The sequence below is a fragment of the Blautia sp. AF26-2 genome (assembly GCF_003460955.1).
Taxonomy (GTDB): domain Bacteria; phylum Bacillota; class Clostridia; order Lachnospirales; family Lachnospiraceae; genus Fusicatenibacter; species Fusicatenibacter saccharivorans.
The window spans coordinates 346-554 of sequence record NZ_QTWD01000015.1 but is presented as its reverse complement, the minus strand read 5'-3'; the positions used below and the strand labels follow the sequence as shown (position 1 = coordinate 554).

The window sequence follows — 209 nt, the reverse complement described above, 5'->3', positions numbered from 1 at the left end:
TGTGCGGCATCATGTGCTGTATCATGTGCGGAAGCACCGCACATGATGTAATTCACATTTTTCAAAATAACTCTGAAATCTGTCGCTGTTGAGGAAAATTCGGGCTTATATGCCTCTGTGTATCCAGGCAGCTTTTCAGTTTCACTGACGATTTTGCGCAGACCACTTCCACGGCGTTCCATGTACTTCATGCGGTGGAACAGGTCAGC

General features: G+C 46.9%; 1 protein-coding gene. It reads right to left on the bottom strand.

Features of this window, described 5'->3' with window-relative positions:
- A partial coding sequence (locus DWY63_RS18555; protein ID WP_278309076.1) for an ATP-binding protein occupies positions 1 to 209 on the bottom strand: 209 nt, incomplete at both ends.